A 16,766-nucleotide genomic window follows, 5' to 3' on the forward strand; every position below is an offset into this window, starting at 1 on the left:
GCGGCGGCATTCGTGCCGCCGCTCATTCGTCCCCGTAAATGGCGACGACGGGATCCTCTCCCGCGCTTATACGCCCGCGAAACATGCCTGCCGTGGTGAACGACCATGCCGCGCTGCCATCCGGCGCGACCGCGATGACACCGCCCTTGCCGCCCAGCTCCGCGATTTCCGCAGTCACGGCGTCACTCGCGCTCTGCAGCGCTTCCCCGGTCAGCCGCACCCGCGCGCAAATCTCGTGCGCCGCACCCACGCGGATGAAATATTCACCCGCCCCGGTGGCGGAGACGGCCGCCGCACGATCGTCGGCATAGGTGCCGGCGCCGATCAGCGGCGAATCGCCGATCCGGCCCCAGCGCTTCGCCGTCAGCCCGCCGGTCGACGTCGCTGCCGCGACATGTCCCCGGCGATCCACCGCGACCGCGCCGACCGTGCCATATTTCATGTCGACGTCGAATGCCTTGTCGCCCCGCGCTTTCAATTCCTCCAGCTGCCGCCAGCGCTCCTCGGTGCGAAACCAGACGGGATCGACCTGCTCCAACCCTGCCTCGGACGAGAAGCGATCGGCGCCGCCGCCGCCGAGCAGGACATGCGGGCTGCGCTCCATCACCGCCCGGGCGAGGCTGACCGGATTGCGGGTGCGCGTGACGCCGGTGACCGCGCCGGCCGCCCGATCGGATCCACGCATCACCGCGGCATCGAGCTCGTTGACGCCCTCATGGGTGAAGACAGAGCCGCGTCCCGCATTGAAGCCGGGATCGTCCTCCAGCACGCGAACCGCCGCCTCGACGGCATCCAGGGCATCGCCGCCCTCGGCAAGAATCGCGGCACCTGCATCCAGCGCGCGCCGCAGGCCGGTGCGACAGTGAATATCCTCCGCGGCAGGAAAGACGCCGCGACGCATGCTGCCGGCGCCGCCGTGAATCAGTAGCGTCCATCGTTCGGACATCGTCATCGCGCTCCTCGTGCGATCGGGCCGAGCCCGATCAGCGGACGCAGCCAGGGAATGGACCGTCCCACCAGGTAGAAGAGCCAGCAAGCCCCGCAGGTGGTGGCGAGCAGGACGACGATCTGCGCCGCAACGGGCATCGGATGCAGCAGCAGCCACCAGCCCATGGCGACGATCACCGTCTGGTGAATGATATAGACGGGAAATACCGCCTCCGTCAGCGTCGCACGGATGCGATCGTCGCGATTGAGGTGGATTTCGGCAAATCCGAGAAGCGCCACCACCATCGTCCATTGCATGCAGATGGCGAAGGCGAAGCCGAGCTGCCTGCCCGCTTCTTCCGGCAGGCGCACGCCCGGATAGCCCGCATCGCTCCACAGCAGGCCAAGATAGGCGATAGCCGCGATTCCCGCCGCGATCCGCCAGCAGCGCAGGATCGACGGCCACAGCGCCTCGCTGCGCGCCAGGGCGAAGCCGAAGAGGAAGGCCGGAAGGTAGAGCGGATGGCCCTGATAGTCGGTCAGCACCCGGTTGCTGGGAATGCCGCCCCCGCAGACGACGAGCCGCCAGAACAGGATCCACAGGATGGGCAGCACGATCAGCCGCCAGCCGGACAGCCAGCGCTCTGCCAGAGCCTGCAGCGCGGTCGCACGAGGCGCCGGCAGGAACCGCGCGCCGGCTGCGACGACGATCGAATAGACCCAGATGTAGGCGACGAACCAGAGATGGTCGAAGGCCGGCGTATCGATCCCGTCGGACGGATCGAAGTTGAAATATTGGTGGATCCAGAACCAGAAGAAGCCGTGCTGATAGCCGTCCTTCACCCGCGCCTCGATCCAGGGCTGCGGCACGACCAGCACGCACACGCCGAACAGCAGCGGGATGAGCAGCCGCTTGCTGCGCGCCACGGCGAATCCACCCGGGCTGGGCGACCGGCTGAGCAGCGCGCGCGAGGCGTAACCGGATACGACGAAAAGGAGAGTCATCCGCCAGGGGTTGAGCAGGTGCAGGATGTACACCACCCACGGCACCGGCGGGGCGGCGTTCACATGCCAGTCCCACGGGCTGAAATAGAGGCCGATATGGTAGACGATCAGCAGCAGGAAGGCGCCGATCCTCAGCCAATCCAAACCATAATGACGCAGGACGGGAGCTGTACGGCTTGTAACGCTGATGATCGGCTCCCGTCTTTGAGTCGCGCCTTCTTGGCGCTATAGGGGGCGCCATGTCTATCCGTCCTTGGCGCGATATCACGCGCCGCACCTCGCGTCAGATCATGGTCGGTACCGTTCCGGTCGGTGGCGGCGCCCCTGTCACCGTGCAGACGATGACCAATACCCCAACCTCCGATGCGAAGGCGACGATCGACCAGATCCGCCGCTGCGAGGAGGCCGGCGCCGATATCATCCGGGTTTCCTGCCCCGATGTCGAATCGACCGCCGCCTTCCGGCAGATCACGCGCGCGGCGAAGGTGCCGATCGTCGCGGACATCCATTTCCACTACAAGCGCGCGCTCGAAGCGGCCGATGCGGGCGCGGCCTGCCTGCGCATCAACCCCGGCAATATCGGCTCGTCCGATCGCGTTGCCGAGGTGGTACGTGCGGCCAAGGCCAATGGCTGCGCGATCCGCATCGGCGTCAACGCCGGCAGCCTCGAGAAGGACCTGCTCGAAAAATATGGCGAGCCCTGCCCCGAGGCGCTGGTCGAGAGCGCGCTCGATCATATCAAGCTGCTGCAGGATCACGATTTCCACGAATATAAGGTGGCGGTGAAGGCGTCGGACGTGTTCCTCGCCGTCTCCGCCTATATGGGCCTCGCCGAAGCGGTGGATTGCCCGCTGCATCTCGGCATCACCGAGGCGGGCGGCCTGATCGGCGGCACGGTGAAGTCGGCGATCGGCATCGGCAACCTGCTCTGGGCCGGCATCGGCGACACGATCCGGGTCTCGCTCTCGGCCGAGCCGGAGGAAGAGGTCCGCGTCGGCTACGAGATCCTCAAGTCGCTCGGCATCCGCACCCGCGGCGTGCGCGTCGTCTCCTGCCCCTCCTGCGCGCGGCAGGGCTTCGACGTGATCCGCACCGTCGAGAAGCTGGAAGACCGGCTGCGGCATATCTCGACGCCGATGTCGCTGTCCGTGCTCGGCTGCGTCGTCAACGGCCCCGGCGAGGCGCGCGAGACCGACATCGGCATCACCGGCGGCGGCAACGGCAAGCATATGGTCTATCTGTCCGGCGTGACCGACCATCATGTCCAGGATGCCGACATGATCGAGCATATCGTCAAGCTCGTCGAGGCCAAGGCGGCCGAGATCGAGGCGGCGAACGCGACGGCGCAACAGGCTGCGGAGTGAATCCGACGCTGGCGTGGGGGGCGCTGCTGATCGGCGGGATGTTCGAGGTAGGCTTCACCACCTGCCTGCGCTACGTCGAAGGCTTCCGCAATATTCCCTGGACGATCGGCTTCCTGGTCTGCGCGCTCGCCAGCATGGCGTTGCTCGAGGTTGGCGCGCGCATCGTGCCGATGGGAACGGCCTATCTGGTATGGGGCGGGATCGGCGCGATCGGCACGGTCGCCGTCGGTATCCTCTTCTACCAGGAACCCGCCGGGCTCGTGCGGCTGTTGCTGATGGGCGCGATCATCGCCTGCATCACCGGGCTGCGTATGGTGGGAAATCACGCATGAGCATCGTCATCCGGGAGGCGATGCCCGCCGATGTGCCGGACATATTGCGCCTCGTGCAGGCGCTTGCCGACTATGAGCATGAGCCGCATGCGGTGAAGGCCGATGCCGTGATGATGCATGCGGCGCTGTTCGGGCCCGAGGCCAACGCGCATGGCCTGATCGCCGAGCATGACGGCCGCGCCGTCGGCTTCGCCGTGTGGTTCCACAATTTCTCCACCTGGACGGGGAAGCGCGGTATCTATCTCGAGGACCTGTTCGTGGAGCCCGAGGCCCGCGGGCTGGGCATCGGCAAGGCCTTGCTCGTCCAGCTCGCCCGGATCGCGGTCGAGCGCGATTGCGGCCGGTTCGAATGGGCGGTGCTGGATTGGAACGCTCCGTCCATCGCCTTCTACAAGGCGCTCGGCGCCAAGCCGATGGACGAGTGGACGGTGATGCGCGTCGACGGCGACGCGCTGACGGCACTCGCGGCGCAATGAGCGACGACGGCCTCGTCGACTGGATCGAGGAGGCGCTGGCACCGATCGGCGAAGTGACCGCCCGATCGATGATGGGCGGCAAGATCCTGTATCTCGACGGCACCGTCTTCGCGCTGCTCGGCTTCGACGACCTCTGGTTCAAGGCGGACGCCGAGAGCGATCCGCTGTGGGATGAAGCGGGCTGCGATCGATTCCGCTACGCCTTCAAGGACGGGCGCGTCGGCGGCATGAACTACCGCCGCGCGCCCGGCGACGTGCATGACGATCCGGACGAAATGCGCCGCTGGGCGCTGCTCGCCGTCGAGGCGGGGCGGCGTGCGCCTGAGAAGAAGAAGCGGAAGAAACGGTAGGCGCGAGGAGACGCGGCCCGATCATCGCTGCACGGACACCTCGGCGTTCCCACATCGGTGGGGTCGTGTTTTTCCCCGCGTCATGCCGGCGGAAGCTGGCATCACTCTCAGCTGGCACCCGGCATGCTTGTGGAGAGCGAGCCCAGCTTTCGCCGGAGTGCCGAAGAACAAAGCTCCAAATCGCGGATGTGTGAACCCGTAACGCACAGTCAGGGTCCAGACCCCCGGCCCGCTTGGGCTGAGCTTGTCGAAGCCCTTTCCTGCTTCTTCCACCATCGCAGAGGTGGAAGGGAGCACTTCGACGAGCTCAGCGCAAACGGTGTGTTTGCTCAGGATCGCGGTGCCAGTAGCGCGTCGAGTGTGCTGGCGCCGCCGCCGACCCGCTCGAGCCGCGGATAGCGCAAGCCGCCATTCCACTGCACGTCGACGCTGCGATAGACTTCACCCTGCTTGATCAGCAGCGTGATTGGCTTGGTGCCGCCCTTTGCCGCCTTGATCGCATCCTTGAGCAGATCGTCGTCATAGGTGCGGCCGTTCACCGCCAATATCTCGCTGCCGACGGTGATGCCCGCCTGAAAGGCCGGCCCGTCCCACTGGACGCTGGTCACACGGGCGCCCTTGCCGATGACCAGGCCGATCGAGAAGGTCAGATCCTTGATCTTGCGGTCGCTTTCGGCCGCCTTGAAATAGGTGGTCGGCTCCTCGGCATAGGTCAGCCGGTATCCGCCGCGCGCCACCCAGTCGAGCGGCGCATGCTCGCTGGTCTTGTCGAGCCGCTGACGCAGGAAGCCGGCCCAGTCATAGGGCATCACCGTGTTGAGCGTCGCGACGACATCGTCGAACGTGTAGGTCACCTCGCCATAATCGCGATCGGTGAGGCCGAAGAAGGCGCGGGCGAAATCGTCGAGCGACTTGCGCCCGCCGCTCTTCTCCCGGATCAGGCTGTCGACGTCGAGCCAGACGAGCTGGCCCTCGCTGTAATAATCCTCGGATCGCTGCCAGCTCCGCCAGGCGAGCGGCGGACGATCGGCCATGATCGGATCGTTGGTGGTGTCGATCAGCGGACGCCAGGTGCGGCCGACGCGGGTGTCGTAGACCGCCGCGGTCATCGCCAGCGCGCCGAGCGTCTCCTCCTTGCTCAGCAGGCCGGAGCGCGCCGCGAGCACATAGCCCCAGAATTGCGTCTGGCCTTCATAGACCCAGAGCAGGCTGTCCCGCATCGGCTGGCGATAATCCGGCGTCCACAGGTCGGCGGGACGGCGGAACTTGCCGTTCCAGCTATGGGTATATTCGTGAGGCAGCAGATCGTGCCCGGCGACGCTATTCTTCCAGTTAGTCAGGAAATCGCCGTCGCCGCTATTCTCGGAGCTGCGATGATGCTCCAGCCCGATCCCGCCCAGCCGGTCGGTGACGGCGAGCAGGAAATCATAATGATCATAATGCTGCGCGCCGAACAGCTTCACCGCCTGGGCCACGAGGCTGCGGTGCGCGGCCAGCACGTCGGGTGTCATCGCCAGCTGCTCGGGCCGATCGGCGAAGACGTTGAGACGCACGCCCTCCGCCAGCGTCTCGGTACGGCGATAGCGGCCGGCATAGACTGGGGAATCGACCAGCACGTCGAACGGCACGGGTTTGTAGCGCAGCGTCGCGCCCTCGGCCGGCGCGGCATCGAGCGCGGTTGCGGCCGTCCAGCCGGCGGGCAGAGTCAGCGACGGATCGAAGGTGATGTTCCTGACGAAATAGCCAGCCGGATAGAGAGCGACCGAATTCCACTGCAGGTTCACCATGTCGGGCGTCGCGACGATCCGGCCCTGGTTGTCCGCCGTGGCCGAGACGAACTGGAAATCGAGATCGAGAGCTCCGGCGCCTTCGGGCACCGTCACGTGGAAGGCATAGACGTCGACCGGATCGCGCCGCCATTCGACCGGCTTGCCGCCTGCGCTGATCTTGAGGCCGACGAGCTTCTCGATCTCGCCGCTCGGCTGGTGATCGCCGGGCAGCCACTTCGGAAAGAGCAGCACCAGCGGGCCTGCGGCGGAGACCGGAATGCTTTCCTTCACCCGAAAGATGCCGCGCGTGACGTCGCTGACATCGACGGCGAGCCTGATCGTCCCCGGCCAGGCGACGTCGCGCGCCGGCGGGATGGTATCGACGACGGCGAGCGGCTGGGGGGCGCTGTTCGCCGCATGGGCGGCCGGTGCCGTGGCGAGGAGAAGGCAGGAAGCAATAGCAAGCAGGGAAGAACGCATCGAGCACTCCGAAGAGGATATGCCCCTGTTTGGCGCGGCCACAGCGCCCTGTCGAGTTCCAGCTTCTGCGTGCCGGGCCTTCGATCCCGGCGGGATTCCGGATCAGCTGCCGCCGAGCACGTTGATCGAGAAAGCGAGGATGCCGATGTTGAAGATGAAGGCAGCCAGGCAGTGGAAGGTGGCGACGCGCCGCATATGGCCCTGCGTCATGTCCACGTCTGACGTTTGGAACGTCATACCCAGCGTGAAGGCGAAATAGACGAAATCCCAATAATCGGGTTCTTTCGTCCCCGGAAAGTCGAGCCCGCCGCAGTCCGCCTCGCCCTCCGGATTTTCCAGATAGAAGATATGGGCATAGTGCAGCGCATAGACGCTGTTGCTGAACAGCCAGGCGATGAGCAGCGTCGAGACGATCAGCGCGATGGCATAGCCGTCCGTCTGCTGCTTCTGGGAAAGCTCGGCCGCAACGGCGACGAGAATGACCGTCATCACCGCGCCGGTGATGCCGAGCAGCAGCGCCCGGTTCGCGTCATTCTCCTTCGAGCGGCGCCGCATGTCGTCCGCGGTGCGGCTGCGCAGCAGCGGCAGGAGCGAGAGCAGGAAGACGCCCGCCGCCACATCGAAGCTCAGCAGCAGCCCATGCTGCAGGCCGAGCCTCGACGCGATCGGTATGCCAGCGATCAGCAGACCGCCGAAAACGAGGAAGCGCGGCGGCGCGATGGTGCTGCTGATGGCGAGGCTCAGGTTCGGCATGCGATCGAACCTATCCCGGCCGAAGCCGGGATGGAATGAGGAAGAGCGTGTCCGATCAGGCCTTGGCGGCCTTGGCGCGCTCGATCGCTTCCATGACGATGGTACGCGCTTCCTCGGCGCCGCCCCAGGTACCGATACGCACCCACTTCTTCGCCTCGAGATCTTTGTAATGGGTGAAGAAATGCTCGATCTGCTGCATCACGATCTCGGGCAGATCGTCCTTTTCCCCGACCTTGCTGTAATAGGGGAAAGTGGCGTCGACCGGCACGGTCAGCAGCTTCTCGTCACCGCCGGCTTCGTCCTCCAGCTTCAGCACCGCGATCGGGCGGGCACGCACGACGCAGCCCGGCACGAAGGGCGAGCGCGCGACGACGAGCGCGTCCAACGGATCGCCGTCCGGCGACAGGGTATGCGGGACGAAGCCGTAATTGGCGGGATAGCGCATCGGCGTGTGCAGGATGCGATCGACGAAGAGTGCTCCCGACTTCTTGTCGAACTCATATTTCACCGGCTCGCCGCCCACAGGCACCTCGATGACGACATTCAGGCTGTGAGGAGGATTGTCGCCGACTGGAATAAGCTCGATATTCACAAGGGTCCCCTTGATATGTTGCGCCGCACCAATAGCACGCGCCTATGACGGAGCAGCGGCGTTCACAAGGTCTATTTCCAACATCCTTAATTTTGCCTTCGACTGCGGCCGTTTCCGACAGACCGGCCGCCAAGCCGCACTGTCCTCCATTCCCGAAAACGAAGGCACCGGCCGGCTTTGCACAGCGCGCAAACCGCTTTCGCCTCAGGCGATCAGGCTCTAAGAGCGCGCTCGCAATGAGCAAGATCACCACACCCCAGGCCATCCGCGGAACCCAGGACATGCTCGGCGAGGACGCCTTGCGGTTCGGACATGTCGTCGAGACGTTCGAACATGTGCGCCGGCTCTATGGTTTCGGCCGCGTCGAGGTGCCGGTTTTCGAAGCGACCGCCGTGTTCTCGCGCTCGCTCGGCGAGACTACCGACGTCGTTTCCAAGGAAATGTACACGTTCGAGGATCGCGGCGGAGATTCGCTGACCTTGCGTCCCGAATTCACCGCGGGCATCTCACGTGCCTATCTGACCAATGGCTGGCAGCAGCATGCGCCGCTCAAGGTCGCCACGCACGGCCCGCTGTTCCGCTACGAACGGCCGCAAAAGGGCCGCTTCCGCCAGTTCCACCAGCTCGATGCCGAGGTCATCGGATCGGCCGAGCCGGCGGCGGATGTCGAGCTGCTCGTCTTCGCCGACCAGCTTCTGCACGAGCTGGGCGTCGCCGAAGGCGTGACCTTGACGCTCAACACGCTGGGCGACCAGGCGACCCGGGAAGCCTGGCGCGAGGCGCTGATCCGCCATTTCGAGGCGCATCGGGACGCGCTGTCCGAGGAGAGCGTCGACCGGCTGAGCCGCAATCCGCTGCGCATTCTCGACAGCAAGGATCCGCGCGACATCCCGATCGCGGCGGCGGCACCGACGATCGACGATCATCTCTCCTCCGAGGCCGGCGCCTTCTTCGAGGCGGTGACGCGCGGCCTGCAGGCCGCGGGGGTTGCCTGGACGCGCAACCCCCGGCTGGTGCGCGGCCTCGATTATTATCGCCACACCGCGTTCGAATTCGTGACCGACCGGCTCGGCGCCCAGGGCACGGTGCTCGGCGGCGGGCGCTATGACGGGCTGATCGAGGCGCTCGGCGGTCCCGCCACCCCGGCGGTCGGCTGGGCCGCCGGCATCGAGCGGCTGGCGATGCTGATCGACGCACCCGCGCCTGCCGGCATCCAGGCGGCTATCGTGCCGATGGGCGCGGCGGCCGAGGCGGTGGCCACGGGCCTGCTCGCCAGCCTGCGCCGCGCCGGCATCGCCGCCGACATGGCTTATCGCGGCAACATGAAGCGCCGCATGCAGAAGGCGGATGCCAGCGGCGCGCGCTTTGCGGTGATCATCGGCGACGACGAGATCGCGCGTGGCGAGGCAGCGGTGAAGAATCTCGTAGAGGGCAGCCAGACGATGGTTCCGCTGGACAAGGTGGGCGAGGCGGTGAGCCGCTGATGGTCTCCATCCCCGCGTCCCGCATCGCCGCGATCGAGGCGCGGCGCGACGAACTGCAGGCGGAAATGGCATCGGGCCATCTCGCCGCCGATCGCTTCGTGCAGCTTTCGAAGGAATATGCCGAGGTCGAGCCGGTGGCGCAGGCCGCGGGCGAGGTGCGTCGGCTGCGCGCGGAACTCGACAATCTCGCCCATATGATCGCCGACCCCGAAGCCGATGCCGAGATCCGGGCGATGGCCGAGGAAGAGGCCGAGGCGATCAAGGCGAAGCTGCCGGAGGCGGAACGCACGCTGGCCTTGCGCCTGCTGCCCAAGGATGCGGCCGACGAACGTTCGGCCATGCTCGAGATCCGCGCCGGCACCGGCGGGGACGAGGCCGCGCTGTTCGCGGGCGACCTGCTGCGCATGTACCAGCGCTATGCCGAGGAACGCGGCTGGAAGGTGGAGCTGATCTCCGCCAGCCCGGCCGAACTCGGCGGCTATAAGGAAGTCATCGCCTCGCTGACCGGCGCCGGCGTGTTCGCGCGCCTCAAGTTCGAAAGCGGCGTCCACCGTGTGCAACGCGTGCCGGTGACCGAGAGCGGGGGGCGCATCCACACCTCCGCCGCCACCGTCGCGGTGCTGCCCGAGGCCGAGGAGGTGGACGTGCAGATCGACGACAAGGACCTGCGCATCGATGTCTATCGCTCGTCGGGCCCGGGCGGCCAATCGGTCAACACCACCGACAGCGCCGTGCGCATCACCCATTTGCCGACCGGCCTCGTCGTGATCCAGCAGGACGAGAAATCGCAACACAAGAACAAGGCCAAGGCACTGAAGGTGCTGCGCACGCGTCTCTACGAGGCCGAGCGCGAGCGGCTGGCGAGCGAGCGGGCGGGCGCGCGCAAGTCGATGGTCGGATCGGGCGACCGGTCCGAGCGGATCCGCACCTATAATTTCCCGCAGGGCCGGGTGACCGACCATCGCATCAACCTGACCCTCCACCGCCTGCCCGAGATCCTCGAAGGCCCCGGTCTCGAAGAACTGGTGTCGGCGCTGATCGCCGAGGATGAAGCGGCGAGGCTGGCGAATCTGGATGTCTGATGATGGCGCTTCCGCTCGGAATTGCGCCATGCGCGCGTCGTCGATGTGGAGCTTGTTCTTCTTCGTCATCCCAGCGGACGCTGGCATGACGGGAGAAAGATGCGATCGAATCGATGGGTGAATCCGCCAGCGCCGTGGGCGGAGGCGTGACGGCGCGCGACGGCATCGTGCGCGGTGCGACGGCGCTTGCAACGATCAGCGACACGCCCCGGCTCGATGCGGAGCTGCTGATGGCCCATGCCCTGGGCCTTAGCCGTGAGGCGATGCTGCTCGGCCGGCTCGACGACCTCGCCCCCGAAAGTTTCGCCGGCCTGCTCCGCCGCCGGCTGGACGGCGAGCCCATCGCCTATATCACCGGCAGGCGCGCCTTCTGGACGATCGAGCTGGCGGTGGCGCCCGGCGTGCTGATCCCGCGGCCCGACACGGAGACGCTGATCGAGGCCGCGATCGATCATTTCGGCGCACGCGCGCCGGCCAGCATCCTGGATCTCGGCACGGGATCCGGTGCGCTGCTGCTCGCCGCGCTCGACATATGGCCGGATGCCCATGGCCTCGGGATAGACCGATCGCCGGAGGCGTTGGTTATCGCCCGCGGCAATGCGGAACGGCTGGGTCTCGCGGAGCGGGCGCGATTCCAGGCTGGCGACTGGGGAGAAGGAATAGCCGACCGTTTCGACCTCGTGCTGTGCAATCCGCCTTATGTCGAAAGCGAGGCCGTATTGCCGCGCGAGGTAGCCGAGCATGAGCCGGCATCCGCCCTGTTTGCCGGGCCGGAGGGCCTCGACGAATATCGCCGGCTCGCGCCGCAGATCGGGCAAATGCTCGCTCCCGGCGGAGTTGCGTGCATCGAAATCGGTTTTGCGCAAGGGGCCGCGGTCTCGGCGCTGTTTCGCGACGCGGGCTTCGATCCGTCGATCCGCCAGGATCTGGGCGGACGGGATCGGTGCGTGATCCTGGGCGGTTCATCGTAGAAAGACCGAAATTCCCCTTGGATTTCGCCGAACGAGACACTAGATAGGCGCCAGGAATGGGGGCCTCGACACTGGTACGACTGGCCCCTGACCGACCCCCAATGGCCGCGCCGCTGCAAGTTGGCGGTTCTGCATAGGAGGCTGTGGATGCCCCGATTTTCGGGACCGTCCACCCCGATGGGAGTCGTGCACATATTTTTGGCCGGGGTGGGCCCGGCCTTTGGGAGTGGTGACCATTTGCCACCAGTGACGAAGGCAGCGAACAGTTGATCAACAATCGTCAGAACGGCCGCCGTCGTGGCCGCGGGGGCGGTGCGCCCCGGCCGAACGGTGGCAATAACGGCCCCGATCGGGGGAATCGGATCGATAACCGCGCGCGCGGCAACGCGAACCAGCTTCACGAGAAATATAAGACGCTGGCTCGCGACGCCCAGATGCAGGGCGACCGGGTGATGACGGAATATTATCTCCAGTTCGCGGACCATTATTTCCGCGTCCTGAGCGAGACCCGGAGCCGCTTCGAGGATCAACGCCGCGACCGGTTCGACAATCAGGACTTCGACGAGGACGGCGACGGCGATTTCAACGGCGCCGGCGAATATGGCGAAGACAGCGGCGGCGAGCGCAACGGCAACGGCTATGCGCAGCAGCAGGGCAATGGCCATGGCGGCGAACGCCGCGAGCGCCAGCCCCGCCAGGAGCGCTACGAGCGGCAGGATCGCCAAGACCGCCAGGACCGCCCCGAACGTCAGGACCGTCCGGAACGTCAGGACCGTCCGGAACGCCAAGAGCGTGCGGAACGCCAGGATCGTCCCGAGCGCCAGCAGCGCTTCGAGCGCCAGGATCGGCCCGAGGCAGCGCCGCAGCTCGATTTCGCGGAAGCCGCCGCTCCTGCCGCCGCGGCTTCTTTCGAGCCGCAGCCCGGCGTCGAGGGCGTCGAGATCGCGCCGCGCGCACGCCGCGGCCGTGGCCGTCCGCGCCGCGAAGCCGAAGGCACCGAGGGCGAGCGGATCGACGCCGCCAGCCTGCCGCCGGCCTTCGCCGCGGAACCCGAGCAGAGTTCGGCGCCTGCCCCCGAGCCGGCGGCCGAGGCCGCTCCGGACGGCGAGGAAAAGCCGAAGCGCCGCCGCGGCCGTCCGCGCAAGGACGAGAGCGCAGCAGCTATCGCTGAAGCCTGATCTTTCGACCCGAAACCAGAAAGGGCGTCGCGCACCAGCGCGGCGCCCTTTTCTTTTGCTCTTCGCAAATGCTTGAATCCGGGCCACTATCCCGCAAGATCATAAGGGGATGATGCCTGCATGCGCCTGTCCGTCCTAGCCAGCCTGCCTTTGCTCGTCCCGGCCGCCGCCTTCGCGCAGACCGCGCAGGGCGATGTCGCCATCACCATCTACAACGACAATCTCGCCCTCGTTCAGGATACCCGCTCGCTCGCGATCCCCACCGGGCGCAGCCGCCAGGAATTCCCGGACGTATCCGCGCAGATCCGGCCGGAAACAGTTTCCTTCGCCGCGGACGGCACCGCGATCGTCGAGCAGAATTTCGACTATGACCTGCTCTCGCCCGGCAAGCTGATGGAAAAGGCGGTCGGCCAGACCGTCACCATCGTACGGACCAACCCTGCCACGGGCGCGGAGACGCGCGAGGTGGCCAAGGTGCTGGCGGTGAATGGCGGCGTGGTGCTGCAGATCGGCCCGCGGATCGAGGTGCTGCGCGACGACGGGCTGCCGGTGCGCGTCGTGTTCGACAAGGTGCCCGACAATCTGCGCGCGCGCCCGACCCTGTCGATCACGTTGCAGAGCAGCCGCGGCGGCACGCGCCCGGCGCGGCTCAGCTATCTGACGCCCGGCCTCGGCTGGAAGGCCGACTATGTCGCCCGCTTCGACGAAACGGCCGGCAAGATCGACGTGCAGGGCTGGATCACGCTCAGCAACACGACCGGCACCAGCTTCGCCAATGCCGACGTGGTGATGGTGGCCGGAACGCCCAACCAGGGCGGCAACGACAATCGCTACGGCTATCGCGCGCAGCCTGCGCCGATCCGACGGGCCGGAACGGAAAGCGGCCCGCGCGCGCAGCTTGGCGATTATTATCTCTATCCCCTGGCCGAGCGCACGACGATCGCCAATGCGCAGACCAAGCAGGTCAGCTTCCTCGACGTACAGGGCGCGGCGGCCCGCAAGGCTTATGAGTATCGCGCCGGCTGGCTGCAGAGCGGCGATGCCGCCAGCGCGAGCACGGTGCTCAAATTCACCAGCAGCAAGGAAGGCGGGCTGGGGGATCAGCTCCCGGCCGGCACGGTGCGCGTCTATATGAAGGATGCGCGCGGCAACCCCCAGTTCATCGGCGAGAACGGCATCGATCACACCCCGATGGGATCGGAACTGGCCATCCGGACGGGCGATGCCTTCGACGTCAAGGTGAAGAGCGTCGTCGAAAAGCGGGAGCGGCTGGGCGACGAGCGCTGGCGCACGGCGATGCGCTATACGATCACCAATGCGCGCGCGGCACCGGTGACGGTGGATCTCATCCAGTCCGGCCTCGACTGGGGCTGGCAGGATACGCGGATCGCCAGCGAGAGCCTCAAGAGCGAGCGTCTCTCCTCCAACGAGGCGCAATGGCATGTGCCGGTTGCCGCCAATGGCGAAACCCAGGTGACGGCGGTGTTCGAGACGCGCAATTGAAGCGCCTGCTCGCCCTGTCGATGGCGCTGGCCGCGCCGGCGCAGGCCATGGTCGTCACCTCGACGCGGCCGGATACGGTAGCCGTCACGGTCTATCGCAATCCCGATCGAGGCGACGGTGACGGCATGGATCTGGCATGGTTGCGCGGCTTCGCGCTGATCACGGAGACCCGTTCGATCGACCTTCCTGCCGGAGACAGCGAAGTCCGGTTCGAAGGGGTGGCCGGCAGCATGATCCCGGTGAGCGCGATCGTCACCGGCCTGCCGGGCGGCATGGCCGAGAAGAATCGCGACGCCCGCCTGCTCTCGCCCGCCGCGCTGATCGACGGCTGGCTGGGCCGCCGCGTCCATCTGCGCCGCACCAGCCGGGCGACGGGGGCGGTACGCGAAACCGATGCGGTGCTGCGGGCCGGCCCGGGCGGCGGCGTGATCCTGCAGACGGCCGAGGGGATCGAGGCGCTCTCCTGTTCCGGTCTTCCCGAAGCGCTGAATTATGACGGCGCGCCGGCTGGCCTTTCGGCACGACCCACGCTCAGCGTGAAAACCACGAGCAAGGCCGCGGTCCACGCGGTCGTCACGCTCAGCTATCTCGCCGAAAATTTCGATTGGCAGGCCAATTATGTTGCCGAGATCGCCGCGGACGGACGTCATTTCGACCTGTTCGCCTGGATGACTCTCGCCAATGGCAATGACGAGACATTCCCTGACGCGCAGGCGCAGGCCGTGGCGGGAACGCTCAATCGGTCCGAGAGTGATACCGGCGCGGCCGACCCTCTTGCGCCGAGCGTCGCGCTCGCCTGCTGGCCAATGGGCACGACCAGCGACGTGGACATGCCGCCTCCACCGCCGCCACCGCCTCCTGCACCGATGATGGGCGGCGAGGACATCATCGTCACGGCGCAGGCGCGCGTCGAGCGGCTGATGGCGGCTCCCGTCGCGATGACCGCGGTGCAGGAGGAACTGGGCGACCTGAAGCTCTACCGGATTCCCGAGGCGGTCACCGTGGCGGCGCATGCGCAGAAGCAGGTCGCCTTGCTCGCGCGCGAGAATATCGCTTTCGATCCCGTCTACGCCGCGCGAGTCACCGTCGGAGAAGAGCAGGATCCGGCGCCGGCCGCGATCCTGATGCGCACGAAGAACGTGAAGGAACGCGGACTCGGTCTGCCATTGCCATCCGGCAAGGTGGCCATCTTCGAACAGACCGGATCGCGGCCGATGCTGGCGGGCGAAACCATCCTCAAGGATGCCGCGATCGGCAACGAGATCGAGTGGCTCGTCGGCAGCAGCCCGCAGATCCAGGTCGCGCAGCGCGCCCTCGCGCGAGGCGGCGACGCTTCGTCCCGCCGCTACGAGATCGAGATCAGCAACGCCAACGCCACGCCGGCCACGGTCGAAATCGCCTTCATCCTGCCGGACTCCTCGACGCAGCCGGTCTCGCCCAGCCATCGGCTGGATGCGCATAATGGCCGCACGCTCTGGATCGCGAAGCTGCCTGCCAATGGACGGGCGACGCTGCAATATAAGCTGGTCGACCGCGACTGACGGGGTTGCGCGTTGCGGCTCAGGCCCCGCCGCCGTCGGATCGCTCGATCGGCCGTGGCCGGCTGTCCTCGTCGATGGCGACGAAGGTGAACAGGCCTTCGGTCACCTTCACCTGCTCGGCACCGCGATTGCGGCTCGATATGACCTCGACGCGGACGGAAACGGAGGTGCGTCCGATCCGCTCCACCTCGGCATAGACGGACACCACGTCGCGCAGCAGCACCGGGGCGATGAACTTCATCGATTCGACGGCGACGGTGGCAAGCCGGCTGTCGTTCACTACGCGGCTGGCCTCCAGACCGCCGGCGATGTCCATCTGCGAGAGCACCCAGCCGCCGAAAATATGGCCGTTGGCGTTGATATCTCCCGGCCTTGGCACGACTCGCAGCACGGGTTCGCGGGTTTCCGTCACCTTTCCGGCCTCCAAACATTCCGATCGCAAACGGCGTTCGTGCCTTTCCTTTGGCGGCCCGAAGTGGGATCATCAAGCGTCAGTCGGCACGGACCGTTTCATGCAGAGGAGCCTGACATGACGATATCGGCAATTCTCGACACCAAGGGAAAGGCGGTGGTGAGCATCGCCGTCGGCGCCCGCGTTTCGGATGCGCTCGCCTTGCTGGCAGGCCGCAGGATCGGTGCGGTGCCGGTGATGGATGGAGACAGAGTCGCCGGCATATTCTCCGAACGCGACGTGATCGAGGGCCTGCAACGCGATGGCGCGGCCATCCTCGACAAGCGGGTGGACGACGTCATGACGAGCCCCGTGATCACCGTGACGGGGGAGGTCAGCGTGCTTTCCGCACTGGCGATGATGACCCAGCAGCGCGTGCGGCATCTGCCGGTGGTGGAGCAGGGACGGCTGATCGGCATCGTCTCGATCGGCGATCTGGTGAAGATGCGGATCGACCGGATCGAGCAGGAAGCGCGCGCGATGCGCGACTATATTCAGAGCGCCTGAA

Annotated in this window: 17 protein-coding genes; 11 read left to right on the forward strand and 6 right to left on the reverse strand. The window is 66.6% G+C overall.

Annotation, left to right across the window (positions count from 1 at the left end; translation table 11 throughout):
• Positions 1-22: 22 nt before the first annotated feature.
• Together GQY20_RS00155 and GQY20_RS00160 are read right to left on the reverse strand one after the other, a co-directional pair.
• The gene (locus tag GQY20_RS00155; protein WP_157215024.1) at positions 23-946 is read right to left on the reverse strand and encodes an isoaspartyl peptidase/L-asparaginase family protein; all 924 of its coding nucleotides are present in this window, start codon (positions 944-946) and stop codon (positions 23-25) included.
• Between the two features lie 2 nt (positions 947-948).
• Entirely contained in the window at positions 949-2,076 is a 1,128-nt protein-coding gene (locus GQY20_RS00160; protein WP_157215025.1) for an acyltransferase family protein, read from the reverse strand.
• 95 nt (positions 2,077-2,171) lie between these two features.
• Here GQY20_RS00160 and ispG point away from each other — a divergent pair, with 95 nt between their 5' ends.
• The 4 genes from ispG to GQY20_RS00180 are packed head-to-tail and all read left to right on the forward strand — an operon-like array spanning position 2,172 to position 4,454.
• Positions 2,172-3,296: a flavodoxin-dependent (E)-4-hydroxy-3-methylbut-2-enyl-diphosphate synthase gene (gene ispG, locus GQY20_RS00165; protein WP_157215026.1), complete on the forward strand. Its 1,125-nt coding sequence runs from the start codon at positions 2,172-2,174 to the stop codon at positions 3,294-3,296.
• On the forward strand, positions 3,293-3,628 hold the full coding sequence (locus GQY20_RS00170) for a DMT family transporter (protein WP_232475815.1): 336 nt from the start codon (positions 3,293-3,295) through the stop codon (positions 3,626-3,628). Before ispG ends, GQY20_RS00170 begins: the two co-directional genes overlap by 4 nt.
• Positions 3,625-4,104: a GNAT family N-acetyltransferase gene (locus tag GQY20_RS00175; protein ID WP_157215027.1), complete on the forward strand. Its 480-nt coding sequence runs from the start codon at positions 3,625-3,627 to the stop codon at positions 4,102-4,104. The genes GQY20_RS00170 and GQY20_RS00175 overlap by 4 nt, the downstream gene beginning before the upstream one ends.
• Positions 4,101-4,454 carry a TfoX/Sxy family protein gene (locus GQY20_RS00180; RefSeq protein WP_157215028.1) on the forward strand — a complete coding sequence of 118 codons (354 nt, stop codon included), beginning with the start codon at positions 4,101-4,103 and terminating at the stop codon, positions 4,452-4,454. The genes GQY20_RS00175 and GQY20_RS00180 overlap by 4 nt, the downstream gene beginning before the upstream one ends.
• A 329-nt stretch (positions 4,455-4,783) precedes the next feature.
• On the opposite strand, the gene GQY20_RS00185 is transcribed toward GQY20_RS00180, so the two are convergent.
• The 3 genes from GQY20_RS00185 to ppa all read right to left on the reverse strand — a co-directional run bounded on the left by GQY20_RS00185 (position 4,784) and on the right by ppa (position 8,048).
• The gene (locus tag GQY20_RS00185; RefSeq protein WP_157215029.1) at positions 4,784-6,703 is read right to left on the reverse strand and encodes a M61 family metallopeptidase; all 1,920 of its coding nucleotides are present in this window, start codon (positions 6,701-6,703) and stop codon (positions 4,784-4,786) included.
• Positions 6,704-6,805: 102 nt separating this feature from the next.
• Positions 6,806-7,456, reverse strand: coding sequence for a DUF1345 domain-containing protein (locus tag GQY20_RS00190; RefSeq protein ID WP_157215030.1), 651 nt, complete (start codon positions 7,454-7,456; stop codon positions 6,806-6,808).
• A gap of 55 nt (positions 7,457-7,511) precedes the next feature.
• Positions 7,512-8,048: an inorganic diphosphatase gene (gene ppa, locus GQY20_RS00195; RefSeq protein WP_157215031.1), complete on the reverse strand. Its 537-nt coding sequence runs from the start codon at positions 8,046-8,048 to the stop codon at positions 7,512-7,514.
• Positions 8,049-8,284: 236 nt separating this feature from the next.
• Here ppa and hisS point away from each other — a divergent pair, with 236 nt between their 5' ends.
• The 6 genes from hisS (at position 8,285) to GQY20_RS00225 (ending at position 15,807) form a co-directional block, all read left to right on the forward strand.
• A complete protein-coding gene (gene hisS / locus GQY20_RS00200) occupies positions 8,285-9,532 on the forward strand; it encodes a histidine--tRNA ligase (RefSeq protein ID WP_157215032.1) in 1,248 nt (415 codons plus the stop codon).
• On the forward strand, positions 9,532-10,614 hold the full coding sequence (gene prfA / locus GQY20_RS00205) for a peptide chain release factor 1 (RefSeq protein ID WP_157215033.1): 1,083 nt from the start codon (positions 9,532-9,534) through the stop codon (positions 10,612-10,614). Before hisS ends, prfA begins: the two co-directional genes overlap by 1 nt.
• Before the next feature lie 113 nt (positions 10,615-10,727).
• On the forward strand, positions 10,728-11,585 hold the full coding sequence (gene prmC, locus GQY20_RS00210) for a peptide chain release factor N(5)-glutamine methyltransferase (protein WP_157215034.1): 858 nt from the start codon (positions 10,728-10,730) through the stop codon (positions 11,583-11,585).
• A 266-nt stretch (positions 11,586-11,851) separates the two neighbouring features.
• A complete protein-coding gene (locus GQY20_RS00215) occupies positions 11,852-12,763 on the forward strand; it encodes a DUF4167 domain-containing protein (RefSeq protein WP_157215035.1) in 912 nt (303 codons plus the stop codon).
• A 120-nt stretch (positions 12,764-12,883) separates the two neighbouring features.
• Complete coding sequence (locus GQY20_RS00220) at positions 12,884-14,266, forward strand: DUF4139 domain-containing protein (protein ID WP_157215036.1); 1,383 nt, start codon at positions 12,884-12,886, stop codon at positions 14,264-14,266.
• Positions 14,263-15,807 carry a DUF4139 domain-containing protein gene (locus GQY20_RS00225; protein ID WP_157215037.1) on the forward strand — a complete coding sequence of 515 codons (1,545 nt, stop codon included), beginning with the start codon at positions 14,263-14,265 and terminating at the stop codon, positions 15,805-15,807. The genes GQY20_RS00220 and GQY20_RS00225 overlap by 4 nt, the downstream gene beginning before the upstream one ends.
• A gap of 19 nt (positions 15,808-15,826) precedes the next feature.
• Here the strand turns inward: GQY20_RS00225 and GQY20_RS00230 are convergent, their stop codons facing one another.
• The gene (locus GQY20_RS00230) at positions 15,827-16,219 is read right to left on the reverse strand and encodes an acyl-CoA thioesterase (protein ID WP_157215038.1); all 393 of its coding nucleotides are present in this window, start codon (positions 16,217-16,219) and stop codon (positions 15,827-15,829) included.
• Between the two features lie 117 nt (positions 16,220-16,336).
• Here GQY20_RS00230 and GQY20_RS00235 point away from each other — a divergent pair, with 117 nt between their 5' ends.
• A complete protein-coding gene (locus GQY20_RS00235; protein WP_157215039.1) occupies positions 16,337-16,765 on the forward strand; it encodes a CBS domain-containing protein in 429 nt (142 codons plus the stop codon).
• Position 16,766 lies beyond the last annotated feature (1 nt).

The sequence above is a fragment of the Flavisphingomonas formosensis genome (genome assembly GCF_009755815.1).
Classification (GTDB): domain Bacteria; phylum Pseudomonadota; class Alphaproteobacteria; order Sphingomonadales; family Sphingomonadaceae; genus Flavisphingomonas; species Flavisphingomonas formosensis.